Raw genomic sequence first — 14,466 nt, 5'->3', positions numbered from 1 at the left:
TGAAGCGTTTTCCACAGGTTGTCCACACCGGCCCCCGCTTCCCCTTGACATTCGGGCTGAGCAGGTGAGACTGCCCAGGTGGCCGCTGCCGACGATCCCGTCCCGGCGCCCCGGGCGCCGGAGCCGCCCCGGCGCGCCCGGATCGTGCTGGCCGAGGTCTCCCGACGGGACGACCGGGCCGACCGCACCCGCACCGAACTGGCCCAGCAGACCCGCGTCGGCGAGGCGCTGGTCCGTGGCCTGGTCCGCGCCCAACTGGCGCTGGCGCTGCGGCTGTCCCTGGTGGTCGCGATCGGGCTCGGCGGACTGCCCTGGCTCTTCGCCATCGCGCCCTCGGTCGGCCGGGTCACCGTGCTCGGCGTCAACCTGCCCTGGCTGCTGCTCGGGGTGGTGTCGTTTCCGTTCCTGATCGCGGTCGGCTGGGCGTACGTGCGGCTGGCCGAGCGGAACGAGCAGGACTTCACCGACCTGGTCCAGCGACCGGAGCGCTGAGGTGGGCAACAGCTTCGTGGTGCCGGCGATCGTCGCGGTCACCCTGGTGACCGTCGGGATCGGCTTCTACGGGCTGCGGCTGGCCCGCACCACCTCCGACTTCCTGGTCGCCTCCCGGGTGATCAGCCCCACCTGGAACGCGGCGGCGATCGGCGGGGAGTACCTCTCTGCGGCGAGCTTCCTCGGCGTCGCCGGCCTGGTCCTCAAGTACGGCGTGGACGTGCTCTGGTACCCGGTCGGCTTCGCCGCCGGCTACCTCGCCCTGCTGCTCTTCGTGGCCGCGCCGCTGCGCCGCTCCGGCGCGTTCACCCTGCCCGACTTCTGCGAGCTGCGGCTCGGCTCGCGCCGGCTGCGCACCCTGGCCACCGTCTTCGTGATCTTCATCGGTTGGCTCTACCTGGTGCCGCAGTTGCAGGGGGCCGGGTTGACCCTGACCACGGTGACCGGCGCCGCGTACCCGGTGGGCGCGCTGGTGGTGGCCGTGGTGGTGACCGCGAACGTGGCGCTGGGCGGCATGCGCGCGATCACCTTCGTGCAGGCCTTCCAGTACTGGCTGAAGCTGACCGCGCTCGCCGTACCGGCGATCTTCCTGGCCTTGCAGTGGCAGGCCGACGCCCGCCCGGCGGTGACCCCGCCCGACGGGCCGACGTTCCGGACCGCGACCACCGTCGTGGTCGAGCACCGCGCGACGCTCACCCTGCCCGACGGCCGGACCCGGGAGGTACGCCCCGGCGACGAGTTGACGTTCGCCGCCGGTGACCCGGTGCCGGAGGTCTCCGGGGTGGCCACCGATGCCGCAGACTGGCTGCTGCCCAGCACCGCCGGGGACGACGACCGGGGACTCTTCGCGACCTACTCGCTGATCCTGGCGACCTTCCTCGGCACCATGGGACTGCCGCACGTGCTGGTGCGCTTCTACACCAACCCGGACGGTGCGGCCGCCCGCCGCACCACCCTGGTGGTGCTCGCCCTGGTCGGCGCGTTCTACCTGCTCCCCACCATCTACGGGGTGCTCGGCCGGATCTACACCCCGCAACTGCTGGTCACCGGGCAGACCGACGCGGTGGTGGTACTGCTGCCCGAGGCCGTGCTCGGCGACGGCACCACCGGGCGGCTGCTCGCCGCGCTGGTCGCGGCCGGCGCGTTCGCGGCCTTCCTCTCCACCTCGTCCGGGCTGCTCACCAGCGTCGCCGGGGTGATCTCGACGGACGTGCTCGGGCGCGGCTCGGTACGCGGCTTCCGGCTCGCCACCGTGATCGCCGGCGCGGTGCCGACGGTGCTGGCGCTCAATCTCGCCGGGCTCGACGTCTCGCAGGTGGTCGGGCTGGCCTTCGCGGTCGCCGCGTCCAGCTTCTGTCCGCTGCTGGTGCTCGGCATCTGGTGGCGCGGGCTGACCGACCTGGGCGCCGCCGCCGGGATCCTGGTCGGCGGCGGCGCCGCGATCGTCGCGGTGCTGGTCACCGTGGTCGGGCCGCCGCTGTCCGGCTGGCCGGCCACGCTCACCGCGCAGCCGGCCGCCTGGACGGTGCCGCTCGCCTTCACCGTGATGGTGGCGGTGTCGCTGGCCACCCGCCGCCGGGCGCCGGCCGACGTCGGGGCCACCATGCTCCGCCTGCACACCCCGGAGTCGCTGCGTCTCCAGTCGGGACGTCAGCAGTAGAGCTGCACGTCGCAGATCCGGTCGGTCGCCCGCTGGGCGAGGCGTCCGGCCTCCGCCGGATCGATCAGCCCGCGTCCCCACACCTCGGCGAACAGCTCCCCCGCCGCGACGAAGACGTGCAGCGAACTGCCACCGCCGGCGTGATCGACCCGGACCACCAGCAACTCCTTCCACTGCGGGAACCGCAAGGGGACATTCTCGAGCACGGTCAGCGCGACTCTCTCGTCGCGGCAGACCTCGACCGTGGCCCGCACCACGAACAAGACCCGGTTCGTGTTGAAGTGCCGCTGCACCCGCTCGGAGAGCAGTTCGTCCGCACCACGCTGGAAGGTCTGTTCCCGTTCGGCCCGCGGCGGGATGTGGCGGCGCAACGGGTGGTCCGGATCGAGGCAGCCGGCCGTCCGGGACGTGAAGCTCCAGCCGTCGTCTGCCTCGTCCCTGGCCAGACGGTAGCCGGCCGTCACGTCGCCAGGTTGGAGCATGGCCCCGTCCTCGATCGGCGGCTCGTCCGGATCGGGGGTCGGCCAGGGTGCGGGCGGCAGGGTCGGCGCCGCCGAAGGGGTGGGCGAGCCGGTGGCCGGCGGCAGCGGCCGCGGGGCGGCGTCCGGGCGGCTCGCCAGGCCCACCGCGCCGGCCGCGACCACCGAGACGGCGACCACGCCGGCCAACACCGTGGCGATTTTCCGGCGGGTCAACTGCCGGGCGCGCCCGCGTACCTCCTCCACGGACGCCCAGGTCAGCTGCTCGGTGTCCCGGAACAGGCCGATGAAGAGCGGATCAGGCATTGCTGACCTCCTCGGGGAGGGTGGTGCCGAGCAGGTCGGCCAGGGCCTTCCGGCCGCGGGCGAGGCGGGCCTTGACCGTGCCCGTCGGCGCACCCGTCTGCGCGGCGATCTGCGCCACCGACAGGTCGGCCAGGTGGTGCAGCACGATGGCTTCCCGCTGTTCCGCCGGCAGTCGGCGGAGCGCGGTGACCAGTGCGACGGTGTCCTCGGACGGCGGCCCGACGCTGGGGGCGACACCGTGCCGGCGATATGCGGCCCTGCCGTTGCGGATCTTGCGCCAGCGGTTGGCCAGCAGGCGGTGGCCGACCGTACGCACCCACGCCTCCGGGTCGCCGTAGTCGCGAATCTTTCGCCAGCGCTGCCAGGCCCGCACGTACGCCTCCTGGGCGGCGTCCTGTGCCTCGCCGAGGTCGCCGCCGAGCGCGTACAGCACGGTGACCACCCGATGTCTCGTGGTCCGGTAGAACTCCTCGAACCCCGCTTCGGTGTCCATCCGGCCTCCGCCCGCCGTTCCTGCGACTGTCACCCGCCACCCGGCCGGTCGGTTGCACGTGACCCGGATACGCCTGCGGGATGACAGCGGATCATTCCTCGGCCGGACCAGCAATTGGTCGCGGACGGATACGGTCGGATCCATGACTGGTGAGCACTCCGCCCTGTCGCTGCGTGGCCTGGCGAAGCGGTTCGACGCCAAGGTCGCGGTGGCCGGCGTCGACCTCGACGTGCCGGCCGGTTCCTTCTACGGCCTGCTCGGCCCCAACGGCGCCGGCAAGACCACCACCCTGTCGATGGCCGTCGGGCTGCTCCGCCCGGACGCCGGCGGGGCGTGGGTGCTCGGGCACGACGTCTGGGCCGACCCGGTCGGGGCGAAGCAGCTGCTCGGCGTCATGCCGGACGGGGTACGCCTCTTCGACCGGCTCAGCGGCGCGGAGCTGCTCGCGTACCACGGCCTGCTGCGCGGCATGGACCCGGCGGTGGTCGACCAGCGGGCGGCCGAGCTGCTCGACGTGCTCGCGCTCGGCGACGCCGGGCGGACCCTGGTGGTCGACTACTCCGCCGGCATGAAGAAGAAGATCGGCCTGGCCTGCGCGCTGCTGCACGGGCCGCGGCTGCTCGTGCTCGACGAGCCGTTCGAGGCGGTCGACCCGGTCTCCGCCGCGCTGATCCGGGACATCCTCCAGCGGTACGTGACCGGCGGCGGGACGGTGGTCTTCTCCAGTCATGTGATGGAGGTCGTCGAGCGGCTCTGCTCGCACGTCGCGATCCTGGCCGCCGGCGCCATCAAGCGGGTCGGCACGCTGGCGGAGGTCCGCGGGGACCGTTCGCTGGAGGAGGTCTTCGTCGAGGTGGTCGGCGGGCGGACGGCGACCGGTGAGGAGTTGGCGTGGCTGTCCCGGTGACCGCCCCGGCCGGCCCGGCCGCCCGCCGGGTGTCCGCGCGCCACTTCGTCCGGCTCAAGCTCCGGGTGATGGCCAACAACTTCCGTGGCCAGGGCTGGCGGATCGCGCTCTACGGGGCCGGCGCGGTGGTCGGGCTCTGGTTCGCCGGCAGCGGCTTCTTCCTGTTCGCCGCCCCCGGCCTGGCCGGCAGCGACCGGTACGCACTGATGGTCGCCGCGTTCGGCGGCGGCCTGATGGTGCTCGGCTGGCTGCTGCTGCCGCTGGTCTTCTTCGGGGTGGACGAGACGCTCGACCCGGCCCGGTTCGCGCTGCTGCCGCTGTCCCGCCGCACCCTGGTCACCGGTCTGCTCGCGGCGGCCCTGGTGAGCGTGCCGGCGGTCGCGGTGCTGCTCGCGCTCTCCGGGCTGGTGGTCACCGCCGGCGCGCTCGGCGGCTGGTCGGCGGCCCTGGTCGAAGTGGTCGGGGTGGTCGCCGGGCTGCTGCTCTGCGTCGCCGCCGCCCGGGCGGTCACCAGCGCGTTCGCGTCCATGCTCCGCTCGCGCCGGGTCCGCGACCTGGCCGCCGTGCTGCTCGCGGTGGCCGCCGCGCTGCTCGGCCCGCTGCAGATCTTCGGGCTGGCGGCGCTGCGCGAGACGGACTGGGACCGGCTCGATCCGATGGCGGAGGTGGTCGGCTGGACCCCGTTCGGCGCGCCCTGGACGGCCGGCGTCGACGTGGCCGAGGGGCGGGTCTGGGCCGCGCCGGTCAAGCTGCTGATCACCGCGCTCGCCCTGCTGGCGCTGCTGGCCTGGTGGTCCCGGTCGCTGGAGTCGGCGATGGTCGGTGCGGCGAGCGCCGGGCCCGCCCCGGCACGGCGCGGCCCGGCCGGCGGCGCGGTGGCGCAGCTCTTCCCGCGCTGGGTCGGCTGGGCCCGGCGGGACCGGTTCGGCGCACTGGTGGCCCGGGAGGCCCGCTACTGGTGGCGGGACGCCCGGCGGCGGGCGAACCTGATCACCGTGGCGGTCGTCGGCCTCTTCGTTCCCGTCATGGTCAACCTGGGCGGCCCGAACCTCGCCGCCGGCGACACCCCGGGGCTCGCCGTGCCCGACGCCTCGTCGCCGGTGCTGGTCAGCCTCTCCATGCTCTTCGTGGGCGTGCTCGCCTCGGTGACCCTGGCGAACCAGTTCGGTTTCGACGGCAGCGCGTACGCCGCGCACGTGGTGGCCGGCGTGCCCGGCCAGCAGGAACTGCGGGCCCGGATGGCGGCCTTCTCGCTCTACGTGCTGCCGATGCTGGGGGTGGTCTCGGTCGCGCTGGCGGTGATCCTCGGCCGGCCCGGCTGGATCGGGGTGACCGCCGGCAGCCTGCTCGCCACCTACGGCGCCGGGCTGGCGGTGAACAGCTTCGTCTCGGTGCTCGGGGCGTACGCGCTGCCGGAGACGAGCAACCCGTTCGCGCTGAACAGCGGCGCCGGCGTAGCGAAGAGCTTCCTCACCCTGCTGGCCATGGTGAGCACCGCGGTCGCGGCCGTGCCGGTGGTGGTGGCCGCGGCGCTGCTCGGCGACGTCTGGCACTGGCTGGCCCTGCCGGTCGGCGCGGGCTACGGCCTGGGAGCGGCCCTGCTCGGCGCGTACCTGGCCGGGGACGTGCTGGACCGCCGGCAGCCGGAACTGCTCGCCACCGTCACCCCGCGCCGCTGACCGTCGGCGCCCGCGCTGGGTGGGCGTCGCGCGGGGCGACCGGCGAGTTGCCGGCCGGCGGCACAATGACCCGATGCCCGTCGTCGAAGCGGTGGCGACCGTCCCGGTGCCTCCCGAGCTGGCCTTCGCGGTCTCCCAGACCACCGCGCCGGTGCGCTACCGATGGGACCCGTTCGTCCGCGAGCAGCACTTCACCGACGGCGCGAGCCGGCCCGGCAAGGGGGTGCGTACCTTCACCCGGTCGCGGCACGGGCTGGTCATGGTGAGCGAGTACGTCTCCTGGGCGCCACCGAGCCACGTCGGCATGAAGATGGTGCGCGGGCCGTGGTTCTTCGAGATGTTCGCCGGCGGCTGGCGGTTCGCGCCCGCCCCGGAACCCGGCCACACGATCGCCACCTGGCGTTACAGCTTCCGGTGCCGTCCCGCGTTCCTGCGCCCAGTCGCCGAGCGGGTCGGGGTCTGGCTGCTCGGCCGGGACATCCGCCGCCGGATCGCCGGTTACGCGGCGGGCTGCGCCGACCCGGAGGTGCTGGCCGCCGCCCGCCGCTCGCTCGCCGCCGACTGAGGGCGTTGTCGAGATCTTGGAAAGAAAGGGCCCCCGGAGGGGCCGAAATCCTCCAAGATCTCAAGCGCCGCACCCTGCGCCGGCCGACGGGGCGGACCCAAGACGGCCGGGCGGGGCGGGCGGCAGAATGGGGTGTGTGAATCATGAGCCGGGCGCCGAGATCCACCACACCGATCCGTTCGCCGTGCCGGCCGGGCAGCGCTCCCCCGTACGCCGACTGCGGGGTCGGCTGGCCGCGCCCGTGACGCTCTGGACGGCGCCCGGGCCGGCGGGCCTGACGGTGTCGTCCACCCTGGTGGCCGAGGGCGAGCCGGACCGGCTGCTCGGCCTGATCGACCCGGAGTCCGACCTGTGGGCGGCGGCGGAGGAAGCCGGCCGGTTCGCGGTGGCTCCGCTGGGCCCGCCGCACCGGCAGCTAGCCGACCGGTTCGCCGGCCTCTTTCCGTCGCCCGGCGGCCTCTTCGCCACCGGCGGGTGGACCGACACGCCCTACGGCCCGGTGCCGGCCGACGTCGGCGGCTGGGCCGGCTGCCGGCTGGACACCGCCCGGGAGTACGGCTGGGGACTGCTGGTGGAGGCCGTCATCGAGGCCGTCGAGCTGACCGAGGAGACCGACCCGCTGCTGCACTACCGGGGCCGGTACCGCGAGCTGGCCTGATCCACCCCGGCCGTCAACCGGCCCACGACCCGACCGCTCGTCGAAGTGAGCTGGGTCACTCGGCGCAGCCACCGTGCCGTTCGGCGCAGCCGGCGACCGGCGTCGATCTCACCCTTCCCCGGCGGGCCGCGCGCTTCCTACCGTGCGCGGAAATCCCCGATGCCTGTGAAGGTGGTGATCCACAGATGTCCACGGACACACCCGCGCCGGCCGACGCGTCCACGCCGGACCGGTATCTCGCCGTACAGCGGTCGGACGAGTTCGCCGGGTTGCGCCGCGCGCTGCGCGGCTTCGTCTTCCCGATGACCGTCGCGTTCTTCCTGTGGTACGCGCTCTACGTGATCCTGTCCGCGTACGCCCGGGACTTCATGGGCACGAAGCTCATCGGCAACGTCAACGTCGCGCTGGTCTTCGGACTGCTCCAGTTCGTGTCCACGTTCCTCATCGCCTGGCTCTACTCCCGGTACGCCGACCGGAAGATCGACCCGGTCGCCGACCGAATCCGCGACGAGATCGGGGAGGTGACCCATGAACACGGTCCTCGCGGCTGAGGCGGGCGACACCACCGCCCGCAACCTCACCATCACGCTCTTCCTGGTCTTCGTGGCGGTGACCCTGGCCATCACCATCTGGGCCAGCCGGCAGACCAAGACCGCCACCGACTTCTACGCCGGCGGCCGGTCCTTCTCCGGCTTCCAGAACGGAATGGCGATCGGCGGCGACTACATGTCTGCCGCGTCGTTCCTCGGCATCGCCGGCCTCATCGCCCTATACGGCTACGACGGCTTCCTCTACTCGATCGGCTTCCTGGTCGCCTGGCTGGTGGCGCTGCTGCTGGTCGCCGAACTGCTGCGCAACTCCGGCCGCTACACCATGGCCGACGTGCTGGCCTTCCGGATGCGCCAGCGCCCGGTGCGGACCGCCGCGGCGGTCTCCACCATCACCGTGTCGATCTTCTACCTGCTGGCCCAGATGGTCGGCGCGGGCGCCCTGGTGGCGCTGCTGCTCGGGATCAAGCCGGGGACCACCTTCCTCGGCATGGACGCGGACGCCGCGAAGATCGCCACCATCATCATGGTCGGCGCGTTGATGATCATCTACGTCACGGTGGGCGGCATGAAGGGCACCACCTACGTGCAGATCGTCAAGGCGTTCCTGCTGATGGGCGGCGCGATCATCATGACGCTGCTGGTGCTGGCCAAGTACAAGTTCAACCTCTCCTCGCTGCTCGGCGACGCCGCGTCGTCCTCGGGCAAGGGCAGCGCCTTCCTCGAACCGGGCCTGCGGTACGGGGTCGAGGTGGCCGGCAACGCGACGCAGACCTTCTACAACAAGATGGACCTGCTCTCGCTCGGCATCGCCCTGGTGCTCGGCACGGCCGGCCTGCCGCACATCCTGATCCGCTTCTACACCGTCCCGACCGCGAAGGCGGCCCGCAAGAGCGTGCTCTGGGCGATCGGCATCATCGGCACCTTCTACCTGCTCACCCTGGCCCTCGGCTTCGGCGCGGCGGCCCTGGTGGGCGGGGAGGCGATCACCGCCCAGGACCGGGCCGGCAACACCGCCGCACCACAGCTGGCCGAGGCGCTCGGGGTGGACTTCCTCGGCGGCGACCTGGGCGGGGCGACGCTGCTAGCGGTCATCGCGGCGGTCGCCTTCGCCACCATCCTGGCCGTGGTCGCCGGGTTGACCCTGGCCTCGTCGTCGAGCCTGGCGCACGACTTCTACGCCAACGTGGTGAAGAACGGGCAGGCGTCGGAGCGGCAGGAAGTGTCGGTCGCCCGGATCTCCGCGCTGGTGATCGGCGCGATCTCGATCGTGCTCTCCATCTTCGCGCAAAACCTGAACGTGGCGTTCCTGGTGGCGCTGGCGTTCGCGGTGGCCGCCTCCGGCAACCTGCCGGCGATCCTCTACAGCCTGTTCTGGAAGCGGTTCAACACCTCCGGAGCGGTCTGGGCGATCTACGGCGGCCTGCTCTCGGCCGTGCTGCTGGTGTTCTTCTCGCCGGTGGTCTCCGGGGCCGCGACGTCGATGTTCCCGGACCAGGACTGGCAGTGGTTCCCGCTGTCCAACCCGGGCATCCTCTCCATCCCGTTCGGCTTCCTGTGCGGGTGGATCGGCACCGTCATTTCGAAGGAACGCAACGACGAGAAGTACGCCGAACTGGAGGTGCGCGCCCTCACCGGGGCCGGCGCGCACTGAGCCGGTCCGGTGCGGCGGGCCCCCGGTCGAGGCGACCGGGGGCCCGCCCGCGTACCGGGTGCGGTCAGCGGGAGCCGGACCGCACCCGGTGAGTAGGCTGACCGCCATGAAGGTTGCTGCGCGCTTCGGACCGGATCACCGCATCCTCGTCACCGGCGGCGCCGGCTTCGTGCCGTCGCACCTGGTGGACGCCCTGATCGCCCGGGGCTGCACGGTGGTCGCGCTGGACAACTTCGTCACCGGCTCCAAGGAGAACGTCGCCCACCTGCTCGACGAGCCGCGGTTCACGCTGGTGGAGGCGGACATCTCGGACGGGCTGCCGGCCCACCCGGCGCTGGCCGAGCGGTTCGACGCCATCCTGCACATGGCCTCCCCGGCCAGCCCGACCGACTTCGAGAAGCTGCCGGTGGAGATCCTCCGGGTCGGCTCGGTGGCCACCCTGCACCTGCTGGACCGCGCGGTCGCCGACGGCGCCCGGTTCCTGATGGCTTCCACCTCCGAGGCGTACGGGGACCCGAAGGAGCACCCGCAGCGCGAGACGTACTGGGGCAACGTCAACCCGATCGGCATCCGCAGCGTCTACGACGAGGCCAAGCGCTTCTCCGAGGCGGCCACCATGGCCTACCACCGCAGCCGCGGGCTGGACGCCGCGATCGTCCGGATCTTCAACACGTACGGACCGCGGATGCGCCCGGACGACGGGCGGGCGATCCCCACCTTCATCTCCCAGGCGCTGCGCGGCGAGCCGATCACCGTGCACGGCACGGGCAACCAGACCCGCTCGATCTGCTATGTCGAGGACCTCGTCCGCGGCATCCTGCTGCTGCTCGACTCCCGCGAGACCGGGCCGATCAACTGCGGCACCGAGCACGAGATGAGCATGCGGCAACTGGCCGAGACGATCGTGTCACTCTCCGGCAGCAGCTCCGAGGTGACCTACGTCACCCGCAGCGCCGACGACCCGGAGATGCGCCGGCCCGACCTGACCCTCGCCCGCGAACTGCTCGGATACGAGCCGACCGTGGCGCCCGAAAACGGCCTGCGACGCACGATCGAGTACTTCCGCGAGCGGCTAGGGTAACCGCGCCGGCACAACACCGGCCGGTGGATCAGGGCGGTACTCGCTCGGGCTACGTACCCTGAGTTACATGTCAGCGACCACGCCAGCCGGCCTCCCGCTCCCGTACCTGCAGCGCAGCACCGGGCGCGCGTCGGTGCCCGGCCCCGGTCGGAGCGCCACCGGACGCGCCCGCCCGGGCGAGGCGCGCTGGTACCCGTCGCCGGACGAGCCGCAGGCCGGGGGGCCCGGTGGGCCGATCGGCCCGGACGGCCCCGGTGGCCCGGGCCGGCCGGAGCGGCGCGGTCCGCGCCCGCGGTGGGGTCGGATCGCGCTGGTCGCCGGCGTGGCCGTGCTGGTGCTCGCGCTGCTCGGCGGGGCGGGCGCCTGGTTCTACGCCCGCAACCTGAACAACGACCTTGCCCGCACCGACCCGTTCTCGGAGATCACCGGCGGCCGGCCGGTGAAGCCGGTCGAGGGTGCGCTGAACATCCTGCTGGTCGGCAGCGACTCCCGGGACCCGGACGCCCCGGTGGACCAGAGCAGCAAGTGGCGGGCCGACACGATCATCGTCATGCACATCCCGTCCGACCACCAGCAGGCCTATCTGGTCTCCATTCCGCGCGACCTCTACGTGCCGATCCCGGAGAGCGCCAACGCCGAGTGCGGCTCCGGCCGGCGCGGGAAGATCAACGCGGCGTTCGCGTTCGGTGGGCTGCCGCTGGCGGTACGGACCGTGGAGTGCTTCACCGACGTCCGGCTCGACCACGTGATGGCGATCGACTTCGCCGGCTTCAAGCAGGTCACCGACGCGCTCGGCGGCGTGGACCTGAAGGTGGAGCGGACCATCACCTCGATCCACAAGCCGTACCGGACGTTCACCAAGGGCGTCAACCACATGGACGGCGCCGAGGCGCTGGACTGGATCCGGCAGCGCAAGCAGTTCCCGGACGGCGACTTCGCCCGGATGCGGCACCAGCAGGAGTTCCTCCGCGCGTTGATGGACAAGGCGGCGAGCAGCGGCACCCTGACCAACCCGAAGAAGCTGCACGACTTCCTCCAGTCGGTGACCGACGCGGTAACCGTCGACCAGGGCTTCTCGTTGATGGACATGGCGGTGCAGTTCCGCAACCTGCGCGGCCAGAACCTCACCTTCGTCACCAGCCCGCACGTGGGCAGCCAGACGATCAACGGGGAGTCGGTGGTGGTCTCCGACCGGGAGAAGGCCCTCGCGATGTACCGGGCGATGGCCGGGGACACGATGGCCGACTGGGTGAAGGCCAACCAGAAGGCGGACGGCAACGGCGGCTGACCGTCGCGGGGCGCGGGACGTCGACGGACGTCAACATGGGTCAGCGCCCGGATTCACCTCGCCGGTAGGCCAACCGCCGACCGGTCGCATTGATCTGTCCGTTCGGTCAGATCGCCTGGATGGCCGCCAGGACAACGGCAAATTGCGGTGAGACGAACTCGCCAGGACGGGAAACCGTACGTACAGTGGTGCCGCCCCCTGATCACGCGAGCTGGAGCACGCATGCCGGTTCAGACCAGCCGACGCCCCCCGTCGCTGGAACCACCCCGCGCGTCCGCCCGGGTGTCCACGACGATTCCGGCGCAGCCCCGGAAGGGTACGACGACCGGCGGCGGTCCGGCGAAGAAGCGGCCGCGCCGCAGGGACCCGCTCTGGGCCCGGCTCACCGTGGTCTTCGGCGCCGTGCTGATGATGACCAGCGGCATCGCCATCGTCGGCAGCAAGATGCTGATCAACCAGGCCACCGGCAACATCACCCAGCAGAACCTGCTCGGTGACGCCGGCAAGAGCGACGCCGAGGGTGGCGCCAGCCTGGACGGCCCGATCGACATGCTGCTGCTGGGCGTGGACGCCCGGGAGCGGTGGGCCGCCGACGACGTCCGCGCGGACAGCATCATCGTGCTGCACATCCCGGCGACCCACGACCAGGCGTACCTGATCTCGATCCCCCGGGACACCGAGGCGCAGATTCCGGCCTTCAAGAAGAGCGGCTACGCCGGCGGGGTCGACAAGATCAACGCAGCCTTCCAGGCCGGCGCCCGCAACGGCGGCGGCTGGGAGGGCGGCGCCCAGCTGATGGCGCAGACCATCAAGAAGATGACGGGGATCAGCTTCGACGGCGCCGCGATCATCAACTTCGGCGGCTTCAAGAACATCATCGAAACCCTCGGCTCGGTGCGCATCTGCGTCAGCCAGGAAGTCGAGTCGCTGCACATGTCGTACGTCGACGGCAAGCCGATGTGGAACGCGGACGCCAAGAAGACCGGCAAGCCGAGGACCCCGGTGGTGCACAAGAAGGGCTGCCGCCAGATGGAGGGCTGGGAGGCGCTGGACTACTCCCGCCAGCGCAAGACCCTGAAGAACGGCGACTACGACCGCCAGCAGAACCAGCAGCAGCTGATCAAGGCGATGGCCCGTAAGGCCAGCGAGAACGGCACGCTGACCAACCCGGCGAAGCTGAACGAGCTGATCAAGGCGGCGGGCAAGGCCTTCATCCTGGACACCAACGGGGTGGCGGTGGCCGACTTCGTCTTCACCATGCGCGGGGTCGGCGCCAACGAGTTGACCATGCTGAAGACCAACGGCGGCACCTTCCACGGCGACGGCGCGGGCAAGGAGACCTTCAGCGAGGAGACCCTGGCCATGTTCCGGGCGGTCAAGGAGGACAAGCTGGCCGAGTTCGTCTTCGCCAACCCCGGGGTGATCTCCACCCGCAAGTAGCGGCGTCCCGCTTCACCTGGTCCGCGGGCGTCCGCTTCTCGGTGGCCGGGGTCGTCCGAGCCACGCCGACCACCTGGCGGATGTCGACAAACCGGGTCGATCCGGTCCGCCGCGCCCGTAGCCTGACGTGAGCAGGTTTCACGTACTGGCTGCGGGGAGGGCACCACGTCCAGGTCGGGGTGGGACGGACGGGAACGGAGCCGGGCGGGCGCCCGGACCGCGCCGCCGCACTGGCCCCGGGTCCTGCTCCGGGTCGGCCTGGCGCTCGTGCTGCTGGCCGGGCTCGCCGTGTTCGGCCTGCGCGCCCTGACCGACCGGTACGACCGTGCCGTGCTCCGCGAGCAACTGCTCGACCCGGCCGCCCGGCGGGACCGGACCGACCTCGACGGGCCACTGAACTACCTGCTCGTCGGCTCCGACGCCCGCCCCGGCAACAGCAACCCGGACGAGCGCACCGACACCATCCTCATCGTGCACGTACCGGCCGGGCTGCGGGCGGCGTACCTGGTTTCCGTCCCGCGCGACCTGCTGGTGGCCATCCCGGCCGGCCGGAACGGCTTCGGCGGCGGACAGGACAAGATCAATGCCGTGTTCGAGCACGGCGGAGGTGGCGAGGGCGGCGCGCGGTTGCTCTCCGCCACGCTGGCCCGGCTGACCGGGATCCGGTTCGACGGCGCGGCCCTGATCGACTTCTCCGGCTTCCGGAAGGTGATCGACCTGCTCGGCGGGGTGCGGATGTGCGTGCAGACCGAGGTCCGTTCGATCCACACCAACCGCGTCTTCAGCCCCGGCTGTCAGCAGATGGACGGGGCGGCGGCGCTGGACTACGTGCGCCAGCGCTACGACCTGCCCGGCGGCGACTACGACCGGCAGACCCACCAGCAGCAACTGCTCCGGGCGATGCTGGAACGCGTTTCCGAGAACCGGCTGCGCACCAACCCAATCAAGCTCGACCAGGTGATCCGGGCGGTGGGCGGCTCGCTGACCCTGGACACCAACGGCGTGCCGCTGGAGGACCTGCTCGTCGCGCTGCGCGACCTGCCCGCCGACGCGCTGCGCGGCGTGCACGTCCCCTCCTACCCACAGACCATCGACCAGGTCTCGTACGTGGTGCTCGACAACGGGGGCAACGGGCTCTTCGAGGCGGTCCGGGACGCCGAGGTGGCCGATTGGGTCGGGGCCAACCCCCGCTGGGTGACCCGGTTGTGACCGGACC

General features: G+C 72.0%; 13 protein-coding genes and 1 pseudogene. 12 read left to right on the top strand and 2 right to left on the bottom strand.

The genetic code is table 11. From position 1 onward, the window contains the following. Positions 1 to 78 precede the first annotated feature (78 nt). Together ACVCAH_RS22575 and ACVCAH_RS22570 are read left to right on the top strand one after the other, a co-directional pair. On the top strand, positions 79 to 492 hold the full coding sequence (locus ACVCAH_RS22575) for a hypothetical protein (RefSeq protein ID WP_447138172.1): 414 nt from the start codon (positions 79 to 81) through the stop codon (positions 490 to 492). A 1-nt stretch (position 493) separates the two neighbouring features. Beyond that, on the top strand, positions 494 to 2,152 hold the full coding sequence (locus ACVCAH_RS22570) for a sodium/solute symporter (protein ID WP_447138171.1): 1,659 nt from the start codon (positions 494 to 496) through the stop codon (positions 2,150 to 2,152). Here the strand turns inward: ACVCAH_RS22570 and ACVCAH_RS22565 are convergent. Together ACVCAH_RS22565 and ACVCAH_RS22560 are read right to left on the bottom strand one after the other, a co-directional pair. Further along, on the bottom strand, positions 2,143 to 2,937 hold the full coding sequence (locus ACVCAH_RS22565; RefSeq protein WP_447138170.1) for a hypothetical protein: 795 nt from the start codon (positions 2,935 to 2,937) through the stop codon (positions 2,143 to 2,145). The two genes, ACVCAH_RS22570 and ACVCAH_RS22565, sit on opposite strands and share 10 nt — an antisense overlap. Then, positions 2,930 to 3,430 (bottom strand): SigE family RNA polymerase sigma factor, encoded by a 501-nt coding sequence (locus tag ACVCAH_RS22560; protein WP_447138169.1) that lies wholly within the window; start codon positions 3,428 to 3,430, stop codon positions 2,930 to 2,932. Before ACVCAH_RS22560 ends, ACVCAH_RS22565 begins: the two co-directional genes overlap by 8 nt. Before the next feature lie 142 nt (positions 3,431 to 3,572). Between ACVCAH_RS22560 and ACVCAH_RS22555 the strand changes: the two genes are divergently transcribed. From ACVCAH_RS22555 to ACVCAH_RS22510, 10 genes and pseudogenes are all read left to right on the top strand, one after another. Continuing rightward, a complete protein-coding gene (locus tag ACVCAH_RS22555; RefSeq protein WP_447138168.1) occupies positions 3,573 to 4,337 on the top strand; it encodes an ABC transporter ATP-binding protein in 765 nt (254 codons plus the stop codon). Then, positions 4,322 to 6,016, top strand: coding sequence for an ABC transporter permease (locus tag ACVCAH_RS22550; RefSeq protein ID WP_447138167.1), 1,695 nt, complete (start codon positions 4,322 to 4,324; stop codon positions 6,014 to 6,016). The genes ACVCAH_RS22555 and ACVCAH_RS22550 overlap by 16 nt, the downstream gene beginning before the upstream one ends. A 73-nt stretch (positions 6,017 to 6,089) precedes the next feature. Beyond that, positions 6,090 to 6,581, top strand: coding sequence for an SRPBCC family protein (locus tag ACVCAH_RS22545; RefSeq protein WP_447138166.1), 492 nt, complete (start codon positions 6,090 to 6,092; stop codon positions 6,579 to 6,581). 121 nt (positions 6,582 to 6,702) lie between these two features. Continuing rightward, a pseudogene (locus ACVCAH_RS22540) lies at positions 6,703 to 7,239 on the top strand (flavin reductase family protein); the annotation flags it as partial. Between the two features lie 185 nt (positions 7,240 to 7,424). Continuing rightward, complete coding sequence (locus ACVCAH_RS22535; protein WP_447138165.1) at positions 7,425 to 7,790, top strand: DUF485 domain-containing protein; 366 nt, start codon at positions 7,425 to 7,427, stop codon at positions 7,788 to 7,790. Further along, complete coding sequence (locus ACVCAH_RS22530) at positions 7,768 to 9,441, top strand: solute symporter family protein (protein WP_447138164.1); 1,674 nt, start codon at positions 7,768 to 7,770, stop codon at positions 9,439 to 9,441. Before ACVCAH_RS22535 ends, ACVCAH_RS22530 begins: the two co-directional genes overlap by 23 nt. Positions 9,442 to 9,547: 106 nt before the next feature. Next, entirely contained in the window at positions 9,548 to 10,522 is a 975-nt protein-coding gene (locus tag ACVCAH_RS22525) for an NAD-dependent epimerase/dehydratase family protein (protein WP_447138163.1), read from the top strand. 67 nt (positions 10,523 to 10,589) lie between these two features. After that, on the top strand, positions 10,590 to 11,810 hold the full coding sequence (locus ACVCAH_RS22520) for an LCP family protein (protein WP_447138162.1): 1,221 nt from the start codon (positions 10,590 to 10,592) through the stop codon (positions 11,808 to 11,810). A 222-nt stretch (positions 11,811 to 12,032) separates the two neighbouring features. Beyond that, positions 12,033 to 13,250 (top strand): LCP family protein, encoded by a 1,218-nt coding sequence (locus ACVCAH_RS22515; RefSeq protein WP_447138161.1) that lies wholly within the window; start codon positions 12,033 to 12,035, stop codon positions 13,248 to 13,250. A gap of 267 nt (positions 13,251 to 13,517) precedes the next feature. Then, positions 13,518 to 14,459 (top strand): LCP family protein, encoded by a 942-nt coding sequence (locus ACVCAH_RS22510; protein ID WP_447138160.1) that lies wholly within the window; start codon positions 13,518 to 13,520, stop codon positions 14,457 to 14,459. Positions 14,460 to 14,466 lie beyond the last annotated feature (7 nt).

The organism is Micromonospora sp. LZ34 (assembly GCF_052981855.1).
Note: the sequence above shows the minus strand (reverse complement) of the source record. Positions and strands in the feature narration are given on the sequence as shown.

Bases quoted from the DNA above. Each gene is read 5' to 3' on its own strand.
- ACVCAH_RS22565 (WP_447138170.1), bottom strand. From the start codon at position 2,937: ATGCCTGATCCGCTCTTCATCGGCCTGTTCCGGGACACCGAGCAGCTG.
- ACVCAH_RS22560 (WP_447138169.1), bottom strand. From the start codon at position 3,430: ATGGACACCGAAGCGGGGTTCGAGGAGTTCTACCGGACCACGAGACAT.
- ACVCAH_RS22555 (WP_447138168.1), top strand. From the start codon at position 3,573: ATGACTGGTGAGCACTCCGCCCTGTCGCTGCGTGGCCTGGCGAAGCGG.
- ACVCAH_RS22545 (WP_447138166.1), top strand. From the start codon at position 6,090: ATGCCCGTCGTCGAAGCGGTGGCGACCGTCCCGGTGCCTCCCGAGCTG.
- ACVCAH_RS22535 (WP_447138165.1), top strand. From the start codon at position 7,425: ATGTCCACGGACACACCCGCGCCGGCCGACGCGTCCACGCCGGACCGG.
- ACVCAH_RS22530 (WP_447138164.1), top strand. From the start codon at position 7,768: ATGAACACGGTCCTCGCGGCTGAGGCGGGCGACACCACCGCCCGCAAC.
- ACVCAH_RS22525 (WP_447138163.1), top strand. From the start codon at position 9,548: ATGAAGGTTGCTGCGCGCTTCGGACCGGATCACCGCATCCTCGTCACC.
- ACVCAH_RS22520 (WP_447138162.1), top strand. From the start codon at position 10,590: ATGTCAGCGACCACGCCAGCCGGCCTCCCGCTCCCGTACCTGCAGCGC.
- ACVCAH_RS22515 (WP_447138161.1), top strand. From the start codon at position 12,033: ATGCCGGTTCAGACCAGCCGACGCCCCCCGTCGCTGGAACCACCCCGC.